9 protein-coding genes and 4 pseudogenes are annotated in these 14617 nt (G+C 73.1%); 8 read left to right on the top strand and 5 right to left on the bottom strand.

The features are described 5' to 3' along the window. Positions 1–293 precede the first annotated feature (293 nt). Positions 294–746 (bottom strand): annotated as a pseudogene (locus QA802_RS02640) (RpiB/LacA/LacB family sugar-phosphate isomerase); the annotation flags it as partial. Positions 747–990: 244 nt separating this feature from the next. Then, positions 991–1989, bottom strand: coding sequence for an SCO6745 family protein (locus QA802_RS02645; RefSeq protein WP_334517826.1), 999 nt, complete (start codon positions 1987–1989; stop codon positions 991–993). Positions 1990–2214: 225 nt separating this feature from the next. Between QA802_RS02645 and QA802_RS02650 the strand changes: the two genes are divergently transcribed. Continuing rightward, entirely contained in the window at positions 2215–5142 is a 2928-nt protein-coding gene (locus QA802_RS02650; RefSeq protein WP_443042253.1) for a glycosyl hydrolase 115 family protein, read from the top strand. Positions 5143–5247: 105 nt separating this feature from the next. Here the strand turns inward: QA802_RS02650 and QA802_RS02655 are convergent, their stop codons facing one another. Beyond that, positions 5248–6087: an NAD(P)H-binding protein gene (locus tag QA802_RS02655; RefSeq protein WP_334517828.1), complete on the bottom strand. Its 840-nt coding sequence runs from the start codon at positions 6085–6087 to the stop codon at positions 5248–5250. Between the two features lie 201 nt (positions 6088–6288). Between QA802_RS02655 and QA802_RS02660 the strand changes: the two genes are divergently transcribed. Both QA802_RS02660 and QA802_RS02665 read left to right on the top strand, forming a co-directional pair. Continuing rightward, positions 6289–6966, top strand: a complete 678-nt coding sequence (locus QA802_RS02660) for a TetR/AcrR family transcriptional regulator (protein WP_334517829.1) — start codon at positions 6289–6291, stop codon at positions 6964–6966. A 206-nt stretch (positions 6967–7172) separates the two neighbouring features. Then, entirely contained in the window at positions 7173–7691 is a 519-nt protein-coding gene (locus QA802_RS02665; protein WP_334517830.1) for a hypothetical protein, read from the top strand. A 141-nt stretch (positions 7692–7832) separates the two neighbouring features. Here QA802_RS02665 and QA802_RS02670 read toward each other — a convergent pair whose 3' ends face one another. After that, on the bottom strand, positions 7833–8396 hold the full coding sequence (locus tag QA802_RS02670) for a hemerythrin domain-containing protein (RefSeq protein ID WP_334517831.1): 564 nt from the start codon (positions 8394–8396) through the stop codon (positions 7833–7835). A gap of 404 nt (positions 8397–8800) precedes the next feature. Here QA802_RS02670 and QA802_RS02675 point away from each other — a divergent pair, with 404 nt between their 5' ends. The 5 genes and pseudogenes from QA802_RS02675 to QA802_RS02690 all read left to right on the top strand — a co-directional run. Next, positions 8801–10726, top strand: coding sequence for an Orn/Lys/Arg decarboxylase N-terminal domain-containing protein (locus tag QA802_RS02675; protein ID WP_503461606.1), 1926 nt, complete (start codon positions 8801–8803; stop codon positions 10724–10726). A gap of 23 nt (positions 10727–10749) precedes the next feature. Continuing rightward, positions 10750–11205 carry an Orn/Lys/Arg family decarboxylase gene (locus QA802_RS41890; protein WP_503461607.1) on the top strand — a complete coding sequence of 152 codons (456 nt, stop codon included), beginning with the start codon at positions 10750–10752 and terminating at the stop codon, positions 11203–11205. A gap of 212 nt (positions 11206–11417) precedes the next feature. Beyond that, the gene (dhaK, locus tag QA802_RS02680) at positions 11418–12410 is read left to right on the top strand and encodes a dihydroxyacetone kinase subunit DhaK (RefSeq protein ID WP_319165375.1); all 993 of its coding nucleotides are present in this window, start codon (positions 11418–11420) and stop codon (positions 12408–12410) included. A gap of 61 nt (positions 12411–12471) precedes the next feature. After that, positions 12472–13070: pseudogene (gene dhaL, locus QA802_RS02685) on the top strand (dihydroxyacetone kinase subunit DhaL). Between the two features lie 40 nt (positions 13071–13110). After that, positions 13111–13488: pseudogene (locus QA802_RS02690) on the top strand (PTS sugar transporter subunit IIA domain-containing protein); the annotation flags it as partial. Positions 13489–13792: 304 nt separating this feature from the next. Here the strand turns inward: QA802_RS02690 and QA802_RS02695 are convergent. Next, positions 13793–14497: pseudogene (locus QA802_RS02695) on the bottom strand (glycoside hydrolase family 75 protein); the annotation flags it as partial. Positions 14498–14617 lie beyond the last annotated feature (120 nt).

Below are 14617 nucleotides of genomic sequence, written 5' to 3' on the forward strand. Positions count from 1 at the left end.
ATCGGGTTCGCTCACAGGTGCGTGCCGGTCCGTACCTGCCCACCCTCCCCGCCGGCCGGGTACCCCACACGGCCGAGCGACCCATTCGGAGCAGCGAAGCGGTCCGTAAGGGGGCGTAGACCCTACGGGTCCGAGTGCGCCCCGCCCACGCCGAAACCGTCGGGGGCGGGGACCGGACCGCGGGAGGCGTCCGGTGCGTCATCACGCCCGTCCGAGACTCCTGACGGGTGTGATGACGCACCGGACACGCCTGACGCACCTGACGCACCTGACGCACCTGACGCACCTGACGCACCTGACGCACCTGACGCGTCGAGTGCCGCGACGTGCGCGAGGTTCTGCCGGTCCTCGGCGTCGTCACCGGCCTCGGCGGCGAACCAGGCGTCCAGGATCTCCTTGAGCAGCGGCTCGGAGGTCAGCCGCAGGCTGAGCGCGAGGACGTTGGCGTCGTTCCAGCGCCGGGCGCCGTCGGCGGTTCCCGCGTCCGTGCACAGGGCGGCCCGGACGCCGGCGACCTTGTTCGCGGCGATGGACGCGCCCGTGCCGGTCCAGCAGCACACGACCGCCTGTTCGGAGGTCCCGTCGGCCACGTCCCGCGCCGCCGCCGCAGAGCAGATCGCCCACCGGGGATCGTCGCCCGAGCGGAGCGCGCCGTGCGGCACCACGTCGTGCCCGCGGCCGCGCAGCTCCGCGACGAGGGCGCGGGCCACTGGTTCGTCCATGTCCGAGGAGACGGAGATCCGCATGCCCGCGAGCCTACTGACGCCAGGGCCGCACTGTCGCCCCGAACGCCTCAACGAAGCTGGGCCCTGCGGAACGACGTCCTGACAGCGGGACGCACACGCGGCGCGGTTCTGCCCGCCTGCGCCTCGTACACCTCGTACACCTCGTACACCTCGTACACCTCGTACACCTAGTGCGCCTCGTACACCTTGTGCACCTTGCGTACCGCCTGCACCGCCGTCCGCGCCGTCCGCGCCGTCCGAACGATCACCTCGCGGCCGCGGGAAGCCCGCTCGGTGATCCGCCGGACGACCCGCCCGTGACGACGTCGCTGAATCCTCCCGTGAGCCCGGCCGGATTGCCGCCAGGGACGATTCCCGAGTCCTGGACGGTGCGGGCGAGCGGTTCGAGCAGATGGGCGAGGCGGGCGGTGGCCGCAGACCCGAGGGCCGTCCACGGCGTGACGGCGGCCGCGTCCGTGTCGGCCTCGACCCCGGCCCGGGCGGCCGCTCCGGCTTCGGTGAGACGCGCGTCCTCGTCGAGCCAGCCGCGCTCGCGGAGTTCGGTCTGCGCCGTCTGCCAGGCCTCGAGGTCCCACCTGCGGGTGAGCCGCTGGAACTCCGCGTCCGCCTCCCCCGCCGCGCACTTGAGCACCATGGCTCCGACCGGCCCCAGGCGGCGGCCGACGAGGGCGGCGACATGGCCGTCACCGCGGTGTTCCCGCAGGGTGGTCAGCGCCTGCCACAGCCTGACGTGCGGCTGTTCCGGACGGGGCAGGGCCTGGTTGGCCGCCCCGAGCACGCGTCCCGCGGTGTCCGCCGTCCGGGCCGCCTCCCAGGCGAGTTCCGCGGCCTCGGCCATCTCGGGCGAGCCGACGACGTCCGGCCCGTGGAGAGTGGTCATGGCTGCGTCCACCGCCCGCTCACGCGCCGCGAGCACGTCCTCGGCCGTCGCCGCGCGCCACGCGTCCGGCAGCGCACGCGCCACGCGGTCGGGGTGGAACACGTAGAAGCAGCTGGTGACGACGGCGGCGGGGGCAGGCCCGAGGGGCGCCGCGCGGAAGGCGAAGTACCCCATCCAGTATCCGCGCATCCCGAGGCGTTCGGCGGCGGCGTGCACCTCGGGCGCGAAGTAGACGAGCTGGTGGACCGGTTCGAACCTCTCCCACATTGCCCGTGCGACGGTGTCCTTCACCCAGTCCTCCCGACCGGTCGGCTGCTGTATCTGCATCTGCATCTGCATCTGCGAGAGGCCAGCATCCGTCATGACGGCGGTCATAACAATCCCGCCCACCGAAGCCGGCGTACATGCGGACCGTGCCGTCGTCCTCCTGCCACGGGGTTATGGACGTCGGCGTACGCCCTGGCCTAGGGTGCCGGGGAAAGCGCTTTCTAGCATGGTCATGCCAGTGTCTAGTCGGGAGCGTCAATGCCGCACACCGCACCACAGGACCCCTCGCAGCCGTGGAGCCGAAAGGCGTTCCTGCGGGGCATGACGGCCGTCGGAGTGGCCCCGCTGCTGCCGGCGGCGCTACCCGCGGCCGCCCATGCCGCCACCGCCGCCCCGGCTTTCGCCCGGCCCGACTTCGACCTGGTGCGGGACGGTGTCGCCGTCGACGTGTTCGTGGACGCGGGCGCGGATCCCGCGGTGCTCCGCGCGGCCGGCGACCTGCAGGCCGACGTGGAGCGGGTCACCGGCATTCGACCGGCCCTGCGGCGCACCCTGCCGGAGCGGGCCACGGCGCTGATCGTGGTCGGCACGCTCGGCTCGAGCCCCGTCGTGGACCGTCTCGTCGCCCGCGAGCGGCTCGGTGTGCGACGGGTGGCGGGGCGCTGGGAGGCGTCCGTGACCCAGGTGGTCGAGCATCCGGCGCCCGGGGTGGACCGCGCCCTGGTGATCGCGGGCAGCGACCCTCGCGGCACGGTCTACGGGATCTACGACACCTCGGAGCGCATCGGGGTCTCACCCTGGTACTGGTGGGCCGACGTGCCAGTCGAACGGCGGGACGCCGTGGCCGTGCCCGCGGGGCCCTTCGTGCGCCGCGAGCCGTCGGTCCGCTACCGGGGCGTCTTCATCAACGACGAGCAGAACCTGACCACTTGGTCGCACCGCACGCAGGAGACGGACAAGAACATCGGTCCGCGGACGTACGAGCGCCTCTTCGAGCTGCTGCTCCGGCTGAAGGCCAACTACCTGTGGCCGGCCATGCATCCGTACTCCGACTTCTTCAACAAGTACCGGGAGAACCCCGAACTGGCCGACCGGTACGGCATCGTGGTCGGCTCCAGCCATCCGGAGGCGCTGCTGCGCAACGGCGTCCACGAGTGGGCGCCGTGGGCCGAGGAGCACCGGGGCGCGGACGGCGCACTGCCCGTCTACGACTACACGGTGAACCCGGCGGTGATCTCCGACTACTGGCGGGCCCGTGCCCGGGAGAACGCGGCGTACGAGAGCAGCTGGACGCTCGGCATGCGCGGTCTGCACGACAGCGCGCTGGAGACGAGGAACGCCACCACGATCCCGGAGAAGGTCGCGGTGATGAACGACATCATCGCCGACCAGCGCCGGATCCTCGCGGAGGAGGTCGGGGCGGCGGCCGAGCCGCAGATCTTCATCCCGTACAAGGAGGTGCTGGACCTGTACAACGCGGGCGTCCAGGTACCCGACGACGTCACGCTGATCTGGCCGGACGACAACCACGGCAACATGCGCCAGCTGCCGACCGAGGCGGAGCGGGCCCGACCGGGCGGCAACGGCATCTACTACCACCTGTCCTACTGGGGCCGTCCGCGCAGCTATCTGTGGCTGGACACCACGCAACCGGCCAAGGTGTGGCAGGAGTTGCGCAGGGTGTACGAGCACGGGGCCGACCGGATGTGGATCTTCAACGTCGGTGACCTGAAGTCGATCGAGACCGGCCTGTCCTTCGCCATGGACGTGGCCTGGGACGTGGACCGGTGGACGGCCGAGAACGTCGAGGGCTTCCTCGCGGAGTGGTACGGGCGGCAGTTCGGGCTGCGGTACGGCCGGGAGATCACCTCGCTCCGCACCGAGTACTACCGGCTCGCGGCGGAGCGGCGGCCGGAGTTCATCGATCGTGACGTCTTCTCCGTGGTCCACCACGGGGACGAGGCGGGACGCCGCATGGCCGCCTACGACCGTCTGGCGCAGCGGACCGTGACGCTGGGGGACGAACTCCCCGCGGTCTTGCGGGACGCCTTCTTCGAACTCGTCCACTATCCGGTGCACGGCGCGTACCTGATGAACCTGAAGTACTACTGGGCGGACCGCAACGCCCTGGCGGCACGGCAGGGGCGCGGCGCCGGGACCAACCGCTTCGCGGACCTCGCCGAGGCGGCGCACGCCCAGGAGGCCGCGCTGACCCTGCGGTACAACACCGAGGTGGCGGGCGGGAAGTGGAGCGGGTACATCAATCCGTACCCCTCGCAGATCCCGAAGGCGCCAGGTCGTCCGGCGGTCACCCGGGTCGCCCGGCGGGAGACGTCCGGGCTGGGGATCGCCGCCGAGGGGAACGAGGTCGGCGCCACACGGCCGCTGTCGTTCTCCTCGGCGACCCGGGACCGGCGTTTCGTGGACGTCTTCAACACCGGTTTCCTCCCGCTTTCCTGGGTGGCCGAGGCGGACCGGCCCTGGATCCGGCTGAGCACGGCGGGCGGCTCGCTCACCGAACAGACCCGGGTGTGGATCGAGATCGACTGGGCCGTCGCACCGGAGGGCACGCATGCCGTCACGGTCGTGTTCACCAGCGGTGACCAGCGTTTCGAGGTGCCGCTGACGGTCGTCAACGAGGGTGAGCGGGCGCGTCGGCGGGCGCGCGGCTTCGTCGAGGCGAACGGCTGGGTGTCGATCGACGCCGTGCACACCGAGCGCCGGGTGGCGCGCGGCGGGGCCCGGTGGCGGACCGTGCGCGGGCTCGGCCGCGGTGCGGCCGCGGTGGAGGCCGCGCCGTCGACGGCGGCCCCGGTGACCGCAGACCTCGCCGCTCGTGCGCCGGAGCTGCGCTACCGGGTGCGCTTCACCAGCACCGGGACGTTCCCGGTCACCGTCCTCCGGCTGCCCTCGCTCGACGAGCGGGGCGCGCGACGGCTGGCCGTCGCCCTGGACGACCAGCCTCCCGTCGTCCTGTCGGGTCAGTCCGTGGCCACCGGCAACCGCGGTGACGCCTGGGCGCGCAACGTCGAGGAGGGAGTGGAGAAGCTGACCGCGTCGGTGACGGTCCCCGCGCCCGGCGAACACGTCCTGCGGGTCTTCATGGTCGACCCGGCGATCGCCGTGGACCAGATCGTCATCGACACCGGCGGTCTGCCCGCCGCCTACCTCGCACCCCCGGAGAGCTACCACCCGGCGTTCAACCCGGACCCGGACACGTCCCCGGGCCTGGACGCGCCGAACCACTAGCCGGCCCGCCGTCATGCCCGTCCGCCTTCCGGAGGGGCGTGACGCGACACGCCGGGTTTCCCCGGCGGATGAGCAGCGCGCTGGGACCGCAGCGCTGTCCGCCGGTCAGGCGGTGGTGAAGTCGGCGGCGTGGTCGGCCGCCCAGACGGTGAAGGGGCGGGCGGGGTGGCCGGTGAGTTCCTCGACGGTGGAGGTGAGGGCGACGGGCTTGCCGTCGTTCGACTCCCACCAGTTCAGGAGGGCGTCGGCGTACACGCCGGGGATGTAGTCGGCCATCTCCCGCTTCCACTCCTCCCGGGTGACCCGCTCGGACCTGACGGGACGGCCGATGACGTCCGCGAGCTGGTCGATCTGCTGGGTGAAGGTGAGCGACCGGGGGCCGGTGAGGGTGAAGCGGCCCCCGTGGTGGCGCGTGTCGACGAGCACGGCGTGGGCGGCTTCGGCGAGGTCCGCCTCGTGGACGGGGTCGGTGTGGGCGTCGGGGTAGGGCAGGCTGATCGGCCGGCCCGCCTTGACGGGCCACGCCCATGCCGAGGCGTTGGAGGCGAAGGAGCCCGGTCGCAGGATCGTGGTGGTGATCGGTGAGGCGAGCAGGGCGTTCTCGACGTCGAGGTGGGACCTGGCGAGCGGGTCGTTCTCGGCGTCGGGTCCGAGCACGCCGGCGGAGGACAGCAGCACGATGTGTGCGACCCCGGCCCGGTGGGCGTGGTGGACGAAGTCCGTGATGCGCTCGGAGCTGGCGTAGAGGAACACGGAGGTGACGCCGTCCAGTGCGGCCGGGAAGCACGCCGGGTCGGTGAGGTCCAGCCGGACGGTGGGCACTCCGGCGGGGGGTGAGAGGTCCTCGGGGCGGGCGGAGCCGAGCCTGACGGGCAGGCCGGTGTGGTGCAGCAGCGTGGTCAGACGGGCGGCGACCGCGCCGCGGCCGCCGGTGATCAGGATCATGATGACGTAGGTCTTTCTGCTGGTCAGAAGTATGGGGCGCGGAGCGACGCCTCGCGGCAGCCCGAGAAGGGGTCGCGAATGCGCGAATAACGTTCGTGACGAACACTGTTCGTAGTGACGTTTCACGGTAGGGAACGAACATCGTTCGTGTCAAACGCTGTTCGTTCCAAACGGTGTTCGCCCGGGACTACGCTCTCCCCCATGAGCTCGCAGCCGATCAGCCGCCGCACTCGGCCCGCCAAGGCCCCCCTCAGCCGCGACGCCGTCGTGCGGACCGGCCTGCGGATCCTCGATCGCGACGGGCTGGACGCCCTGACCATGCGGCGCGTCGCCAAGGAGCTGGACACCGGCCCGGCCTCGCTCTACGTGTACGTGGCCAACCGCGACGACCTCATGGCCGCCATGCTCGACGCGGCCCTCGCCCAGGTCCCCCTCCCCTCGGATTGCACCGCCGAGGGGTCCTGGCGGGAACGGCTCCAAGCCCTGGCCGCCGCCGCGATCGAGGCCATGAGCCGTCACGAGGGCCTGGCCGCCGTCGCCCTCGGCGCCATCCCCACCGGTGACCACGCCCTGCTCGTCCTGGACCGCATGCTCGCGCTGCTCAAAGAGGGCGGCCTCGACGACGTCACCGCCGCCTGGGCCGTCGACCTGCTCTACCTGCACATCGCCGCGGCCGCCGCCGAGCAGAGCGTCCACAACGCCCAGGCGACGGGTGAGGAGAGCGTCGTCGCCGCGGCCGACCGCCGTTACGCCTCCCTGCCCGCGGACCGCTATCCGATGGTCACCTCACTGCGCGAGGCGCTGCTCTCGCCCGGCGATCGCGACGCGTGGGGTCTGAACGTCCTCATCAACGGCCTCCTGCACACTCCCGCCGGCTGACTCCGGGCCGCCCCGCACAGCGCCCGGACAGTCAGGCCGACGGCACCCCCGGAGCGCAGGAGGTACGGCCGGTCGCCCTCGCGGCGGTCCTCGTGTGGCCGATGCCACCTCCCCTGCAGGGTCCGCTCCATGTCGTCCCACGGGAGTCGCAGGTTACGGTTTCCGCAGCTCCCCGCTCCCCCGCCGCAGACCCCGGACGGCAGCCCGTGCTCGCAGACCTTTCCCCGCTCATCGCCGCGACCGCCGAATGGCTGACCCGGGCGTACCCGGCGTGCGGCGGCGCGTTCGCCTCCGCCCTGTGCGAGGCCCAGGCCCGCCAGGCGGCGACCGTCACGGCCTGGCTGCGGTATCCCACAGCGACGGACGCCGCACTGGTCGGCATGGCGGGTCCGGGCGGCTCGGCACGCCTCGACCGGATCAGCGGCGCGGACGGCGCGGACACGGCAGACCAGGCCTGGCGCAGCTGGGTGGACGAGATCGTGGCGAGCTGGGCGGCCGCTCTGCTCGCCGATCCGGCGCTCGCGGCGGACGCGGTGGCCGCTCTCGCCGAGGGCGACCACACACGGGGGACGACGCCGGACTTCAGACGGCTGCTCGCCCCCGACGAGCGCGACCGGCGGGCGGCGGCGCTGCTGCGCCACCCGGACTTCCTCGCGCCGGTGGCCCGGCTCCACCGCGCCGAGCTCCTGGACCGGCTCGGACGAGGCCGGGCTCTCGTCGTCTGACCGTCCGGGGGAGAACGCCGGACGGCGCCAGACGACGAGAGCCCGGCCTGCCGCTCGGTCCGGCCTGCCGGACGCCTCGATCCGCCCGACGGGCAGGCGGACTCCGGCCCGTCCAGCTCGTCGGCCCGTCCGGCCCGTCGGTCAGTCCGGCTTGCCGCGGCCCGTCAGGGCGTCCCGCAGCCGGTCGACCAGTCCGGTGCCCGGGTTCAGCATCTTGTTCGCCGGAGGCTTGTCCGGGGCGGCGGGATGAGGACGCGTCGGAGCGGTCTTCTTCGCCGTGCGAACCTTGTCGCCCAGCTCGTCGAGAGCCTCTGCCGGGCATGCCGCACGCAGCCGGGGGAACAGGTTCTGCTCCTCGTCGGCCACATGGGCGCGGATCTCGCTCATCAGCATGCCGATCAGCCGGTCGAACTCGGGGTCGTCCGGCCGTCGGCCCTCCAGGTCCTTCATCAGCTGTTCGGCCTGCGCGTGGTCCTGGAGTTCCTTGTCGGCGAGCGCGTCCCCGCCGGGGACGTGCTCGCGCACGGCCGGGTAGAGGTGCATCTCCTCGGCCACCGAATGCCGGACCAGCTCCATCGTGGCCTGGTCCGCGTAGAGCCTGCGGTCCTTCGCGCCGGACGGCAGCGCCTCGATCCGGCCGAAGAACTCCTCGACCTCGCGGTGATCGGTCACCAGTTCGTCGATGACGTTCCCACCATGGCCCATGTCCTCCACCTCCTGTCCGAAAGTGACGGCCCGGAAGGGGCCCGCCACGGCCCGAGTGCCCCACGCCGACGTGCCGACACAGCCTGCCTCGGCGAGGGCCGCCGGCGGCCTGGTTCCGGAGGGCGGCCGGGGAGCCGTCGCAGCGGGCGGCGGCCGGACGCGTTCAGGGGGCACGTGGACCGGCCGGCCCGGCCGTACGGTCGGGCCGGAGCCGGACGCCCGCCGGGATGGCGGTCGCGGGCCCGGGCGCGCACCCCTGTCGCCCAGCAGCCTGCCCTCGCGGTCAGCCGTGGTGCACGGCGATTCCGTCCTGCGGGTGGTTTGCCGACGTGCGGCCGCGCCCGCAGCCGGGACCGCTCGGAGACTTGGCGGGCGCGGCACACTGCCGCCGGGAGGAGGGCCGCATGGCGGACAGCAGGGTTCTGGTGGCGGTACGGGAGCACCCACGCGACGAGGGCGCCGGCGCGGAGCAGCTGGTGCGCATCCGCGACGCGATCGAGGCACGGGGGTTCGAGGTCCGCTGGGCGGTCGACGCCCCCGACGCGGAGGCGGTCCTGCGGACCGAGGCGGGGCTGACCGCGGCGCTGGTCGCCTGGGAGCTTCCGGGACGGACGGCCGCCGCCGAGGGCGAGACCGGCGGCGCCGGGGTGCTGCGGGCGATCGGCCGGCGGTTCCGGGACCTGCCGGTCTTCCTCGTCATGAGCGACGACGGCGTACGGGACCTGCCGCTGTGGGTGTCCGAGTCGGTCGTGGGCTACGTGTGGCCGCTGGAGGACACCCCCGGCTTCATCGCGGGCCGGATCACCACCGCGGCGGCCGCCTACCGGGAAGCCGTCCTGCCGCCCTTCTTCCGCGCACTGCGCCGTTTCGACGACGCACACGAGTACTCCTGGCACACCCCCGCCCACTCCGGAGGCGTCGCTCTGCTGAAGTCGCCCGCCGGGCGGGCCTTCCACGACTACTTCGGGGAACGGCTGCTGCGCAGCGACCTGTCGATCTCGGTCGGCGAACTCGGCTCGCTGTTCGAGCACACCGGCCCGATCGGCGAGGCGGAGCGCAACGCCGCCCGCGTCTTCGGCTCCGATCTCACCTACTTCGTGCTGCACGGGGACAGCACCTGCAACCGGGTGGTCGGCCACTTCAGCGTCACCCGTGACGAGATCGCCCTGGTGGACCGCAACTGCCACAAGTCGGTGCTGCACGGCCTGGTCGTCTCCGGCGCACGCCCCGTCTACCTCGTCCCCACCCGCAACGGCTACGGGCTGGCGGGACCGCTGCCGCCCGCGGAGCTCGCGGCGGACTCCGTCGCGGCCCGTATCGCGGCGAACCCCCTGACCGGCGAGGCCCTGTCGCCGGACGCCCGGTACGCCGTCTTCACCAACTCCACCTACGACGGCCTGTGTTACGACGCCTCGGCGGCGGCCCGGGCGCTCGCCGCGAGCACGCCCCGGCTGCACTTCGACGAGGCGTGGTTCGCCTACGCCCGCTTCCATCCGCTCTACGCGGGCCGGTACGGCATGTCGGTGGACGAGGAGGCCTTCCCCGGCCCGGACCGGCCGACGGTCTTCTCGACGCAGTCCACGCACAAACTGCTGGCGGCGCTCTCGCAGAGCGCCATGGTGCACGTGCGGTCCGCGCCCCGGGCGCCCGTCGAACACGACCGGTTCAACGAGGCGTTGATGATGCACGGCACCACCTCCCCCCTCTACCCGATGATCGCCTCCCTGGACGTGGCGACGGCGATGATGGACGGACCGCAGGGCCGCTGGCTGGTCGACGAGGCCGTCACCGAGGCGGTCCGGTTCCGTCACGAGATGGTCCGCGTCCGGCGCCGCATCGAGGAGGCCGGCGACCGGCCGCCGTGGTTCTTCGGGGTGTGGCAGCCCGAGACGGTCACCGATCCGGCCACCGGAGTCCGCCTGCCGTTCGAGGAGGCATCGCCCGACCTGCTGCGCGGCGAGCCGTCGTGCTGGCATCTGGAACCCGGCGCCGACTGGCACGGCTTCCCGGGGCTGACGGACGGCTACTGCATGCTCGACCCGATCAAGGTCACCCTGACCTGCCCCGGCGTCGACGCGACCGGGGAGACGGCCGACTGGGGCATCCCGGCTCGGGTACTCACCGCTTACCTCTCCGCACGGAACATCGTCGTGGAGAAGACCGACAACTACACCACGCTGGTGCTGTTCTCCATGGGCATCACGAAGGGCAAGTGGGGCACGCTCCTCGACGCCCTGATGGACTTCAAGGCCCTCTACGACCAGGACGCTCTCCTCGACCGGGTGCTGCCCGCGCTGGTCGCCGAGCACCCCGGCGGTACGCCGGCCTGACCTTGCGCGAACTGTGCCAGGAGATGCACGACCACCTGCGCACGGCCCGTCTCGTCGATCTGCTGGACACGGCGTTCCAGGAGCTGCCGGAGCCGGTCGCGCCGCCGCAGCTGTGCTATCAGCGGCTGGTCCGAGGCGGCACCCACCGCGTCAGGCTGGCCGACGCGGCCGGCCGGGTGGCCGCCGCCATGGTCACCGTCACCCCGCCCGGCATCCCCGTCCTCATGCCCGGCGAGAGCACCGGCGGTCCCGACGGCCCCCTGTTGCGCTACCTCGGCGCCCTGGAGTCCTTCGACCGCCGCTTCCCCGGCTTCCGCAGCGAGACGCACGGCGTGACCCTCGACCCCGACACCGGCGACTACCTCATCGAGTGCCTGCGCCCGGCGGCCGACGACGCGACGGCCCCGGCCGCACCCGGGCGACAGGCCGCGGCGCCTGCCCAGCGCGGTCCGGCCGAGGAGGACCGGCTGCTCTCCTGACGGCGGGCGCCAGGCGGGCTCCCCGGCGGTTCGTCCCCGGCGGTTCGTCCCGGTTCTTCCCTCGTCCGCACGTCGGCCGGAACCGGTGCCGTCGGCACGGGGCAAGAAAAACGCCGCCGGGCCGCCGCTGTTCGTCATGACATCGGCCCGACGCGGGTCCGACCGGCAGAATGGAGGAAGGGACTCACCTGCTAGCCCACCTGGAGGTATCCATGAGGATGCTGATCAACGTCGCGGAGACCGTGGTCGCGGACGCTCTGCGCGGTATGGCGGCCGCCCATCCCGAGCTGACGGTCGACGTCGAGAACCGGGTGATCGTGCGGCGGGACGCGCCGGTGGCCGGGAAGGTCGCGCTGGTGTCGGGCGGTGGGTCCGGGCACGAGCCGCTGCACGGCGGGTTCGTCGGACCCGGGATGCTCTCGGCGGCCTGCCCGGGCGAGGTGTTCACCTCGCCGGTTCCCGATCAGATGCTGCGCGCGGCGGCGGCCGTGGACAGCGGGGCCGGCGTGCTGTTCATCGTGAAGAACTACACCGGCGACGTGCTGAACTTCGACATGGCCGCCGAACTCGCCGAGGACGAGGGCATCCAGATCGCGAAGGTGCTGGTCGACGACGACGTGGCGGTGACCGACAGTCTCTACACGGCCGGGCGGCGCGGCACCGGCGCGACGCTCTTCGTGGAGAAGATCGCGGGCGCCGCCGCCGAGGAGGGCCGGCCGCTGGAGCAGGTCGAGTCACTCGCCCGGCGGGTCAACGAGAACTCGCGCAGTTTCGGCGTGGCGCTCAGCGCCTGCACGACGCCCGCCAAGGGCAGCCCGACCTTCGAACTTCCGCCCGGCGAACTTGAGTTGGGCGTGGGCATCCACGGCGAGCCGGGCCGGGAGCGGCGGACGATGATGACGTCCGGTGAGATCGCCGACTTCGCCGTCCACGCGATCCTGGACGATTTCACGCCCCGTAACCCCGTTCTGGTGCTGGTCAACGGCATGGGCGCGACGCCGCTGCTGGAGCTGTACGGCTTCAACGCCGAGGTGCAGCGCGTGCTGACCCAGCGCGGGGTGCCGGTCGCCCGCACACTCGTCGGCAACTACGTGACGTCCCTCGACATGGCCGGCGCCTCGGTCACCCTGTGCCAGGTCGACGAGGAACTGCTGCGGCTGTGGGACGCGCCGGTCCGGACCCCGGGGCTGCGCTGGGGCGTGTGAGGCGGAGACAGCGGCAACGGAGACAGCAGTCCGGCAGACACCGATTACGCAAGGAGATCCCGTGCTCGACGCCGACTTCTTCCGCCGTTGGATGACGGCGACCGCCGCGTCCGTCGACCGCGAGGCGGACCGGCTCACCGCCCTCGACTCGCCGATCGGCGACGCGGACCACGGCAGCAATCTGCGGCGCGGATTCACCGCCGTGACCGCGGCGCTGGAGAAGGAGGCGCCCGCGACGCCGGGCGCCGTCCTGGTCCTGGCGGGACGCCAGCTGATCTCCACGGTCGGCGGCGCCTCCGGCCCCCTGTACGGCACCTTGCTGCGCCGTACCGGCAAGGCTCTGGGGGACGCCGCCGAGGTCGACGAGCAGCAGTTCGCCGCAGCGCTGCGCGCGGGTGTCGACGCCGTGTCGCAGCTCGGCGGCGCGACGCCCGGCGACAAGACCATGATCGACGCGCTGGTCCCGGCCGTCGACGCCCTCGCCGAGGGCTTCGCCGCCGCCCGGTCGGCCGCCGAGCAGGGGCCGAGGCGACGACACCGCTGCAGGCGCGCAAGGGCCGGGCCAGTTATCTGGGCGAGCGCAGCATCGGCCACCAGGATCCCGGGGCGACCTCGGCGGCGCTGCTCGTCGCCGCCCTCTGCGCGGCCGGCGGGGAGTGAGGCGACGATGAGCGACCACAGGACGGTGGGAGTCGTGCTCGTCTCGCACAGCGCGGAGGTGGCCGCGGCCGTGGCCGAACTGGCACGGGGGCTGACGGGCGGCGGCGCGGCCGTGCCGGTCGCCGCGGCGGGCGGCACGGAAGGCGGGGGGCTGGGCACCAGCGCCGAGCTGATCTCCGCCGCTGCGGCGTCGGTCGACCGGGGCGCCGGGGTCGCCGTCCTCGCCGATCTGGGCAGCGCCGTCCTCACGGTCAAGGCGCTGCTCGCCGAGGGCGACGAACTGCCCGGCACGGCGCGCCTGGTGGACGCCCCGTTCGTCGAGGGCGCGGTGGCCGCCGTGGTCACCGCGGCGGCGGGCGGCGACCTGGACGCGGTGGAGGCGGCGGCCGCGGACGCGTACACGTACCGGAAGGTGTGACGCGAAGGCGTGACGCAGGAGAGGCGAGCAGGGAACGGGCCGTGTCCGCGGCCCGCCCCCCTGCCGCTCACCCGCCCTCCCGGTACACCTCGCCCTTCTTGCCCTTCTGGCCCGCCTCGCCCTTCCGGCCCGCCTCGCCCTTTTGTCCCCGCTTGGCGGTCCCCTTGCGGGTCCCGTCCGTCCCCGCGTCGTCGGACGGGCCCCAGTCCTCCTCCCAGCCCGGCGGCCGGACGGCTGTCGTGCCGTCCACGCCGTCCTCGTCGTCCCACGCCGGGGGCAGCGGGGATCCACCGAGGCTTGCGTCCGCCGCATGGACGAACTGCCGGGCGAGGCGGTCCCCGACCTCCCCGGCGGACGCGTGGCTCTCGATGGGCGTCGCCCTGGAGTTCTTGAACACGATGTACGTGACGCCGGACGGCGCGCCGCCGCCGCGCGGGTCGGGGCGGATGCCGAGCGCCTCGGCGGTGGCGTACGAGGCCTCACCGATGATCCCGCGCGGTCCGGTGTCGCCGACCACCGCGTACACCACCCGGTCCCGGTAGACGACAGCGGCGACCGATCCGCCGCGCACCCCGTGGTCGCGGTGGTCCCAGACGTCGCTCGCGCCCGGCACCACGATGTAGGGCAGGGACTCGGCGCTCAGCTGGCGGCCGTCGGACTGCTGGAAGGCCGTGGCGGCGGAGAACAGCGGGTCGGTGCCGCTGTTGCACCGCGGGCCCGGGCGGCCGTCGCAGTCGATGTCCATGTCGGCCGTCCAGAACACCGCCTCGTCGGTGCCGCAGACCGGGACCGTGGCGGCCGTGCCCTCATCCGTTCGATAGCGGCCTCGGGAGACGGGAGCGCAGTCGCGGACCCGGGACCGCAGGTCGGCGGCACGGACGGAGCCCTCCTGACGCGACGCCAGGGCCCCAGGGGCGCCCGCGGACGCCCGCGCGGCGGCGAACGGGGTGGTGGTCGGGGCCAGCAGGGCGAGGCCTGCCACGGCCAGTGTCAGCGACTGGACGCGCACGGTGCGGGACCCTCTCGTGGGGGCGTGGACGGACACGCTTTTGACGGGCACTCGGAACAATCTGGTGTCGACCGGGGCGCGCGGCCACTCCAAGAGGGCCGTACGAGGTCCGCTGCTGAC

The organism is Streptomyces sp. B21-105 (genome assembly GCF_036898465.1).
Classification (GTDB): domain Bacteria; phylum Actinomycetota; class Actinomycetes; order Streptomycetales; family Streptomycetaceae; genus Streptomyces.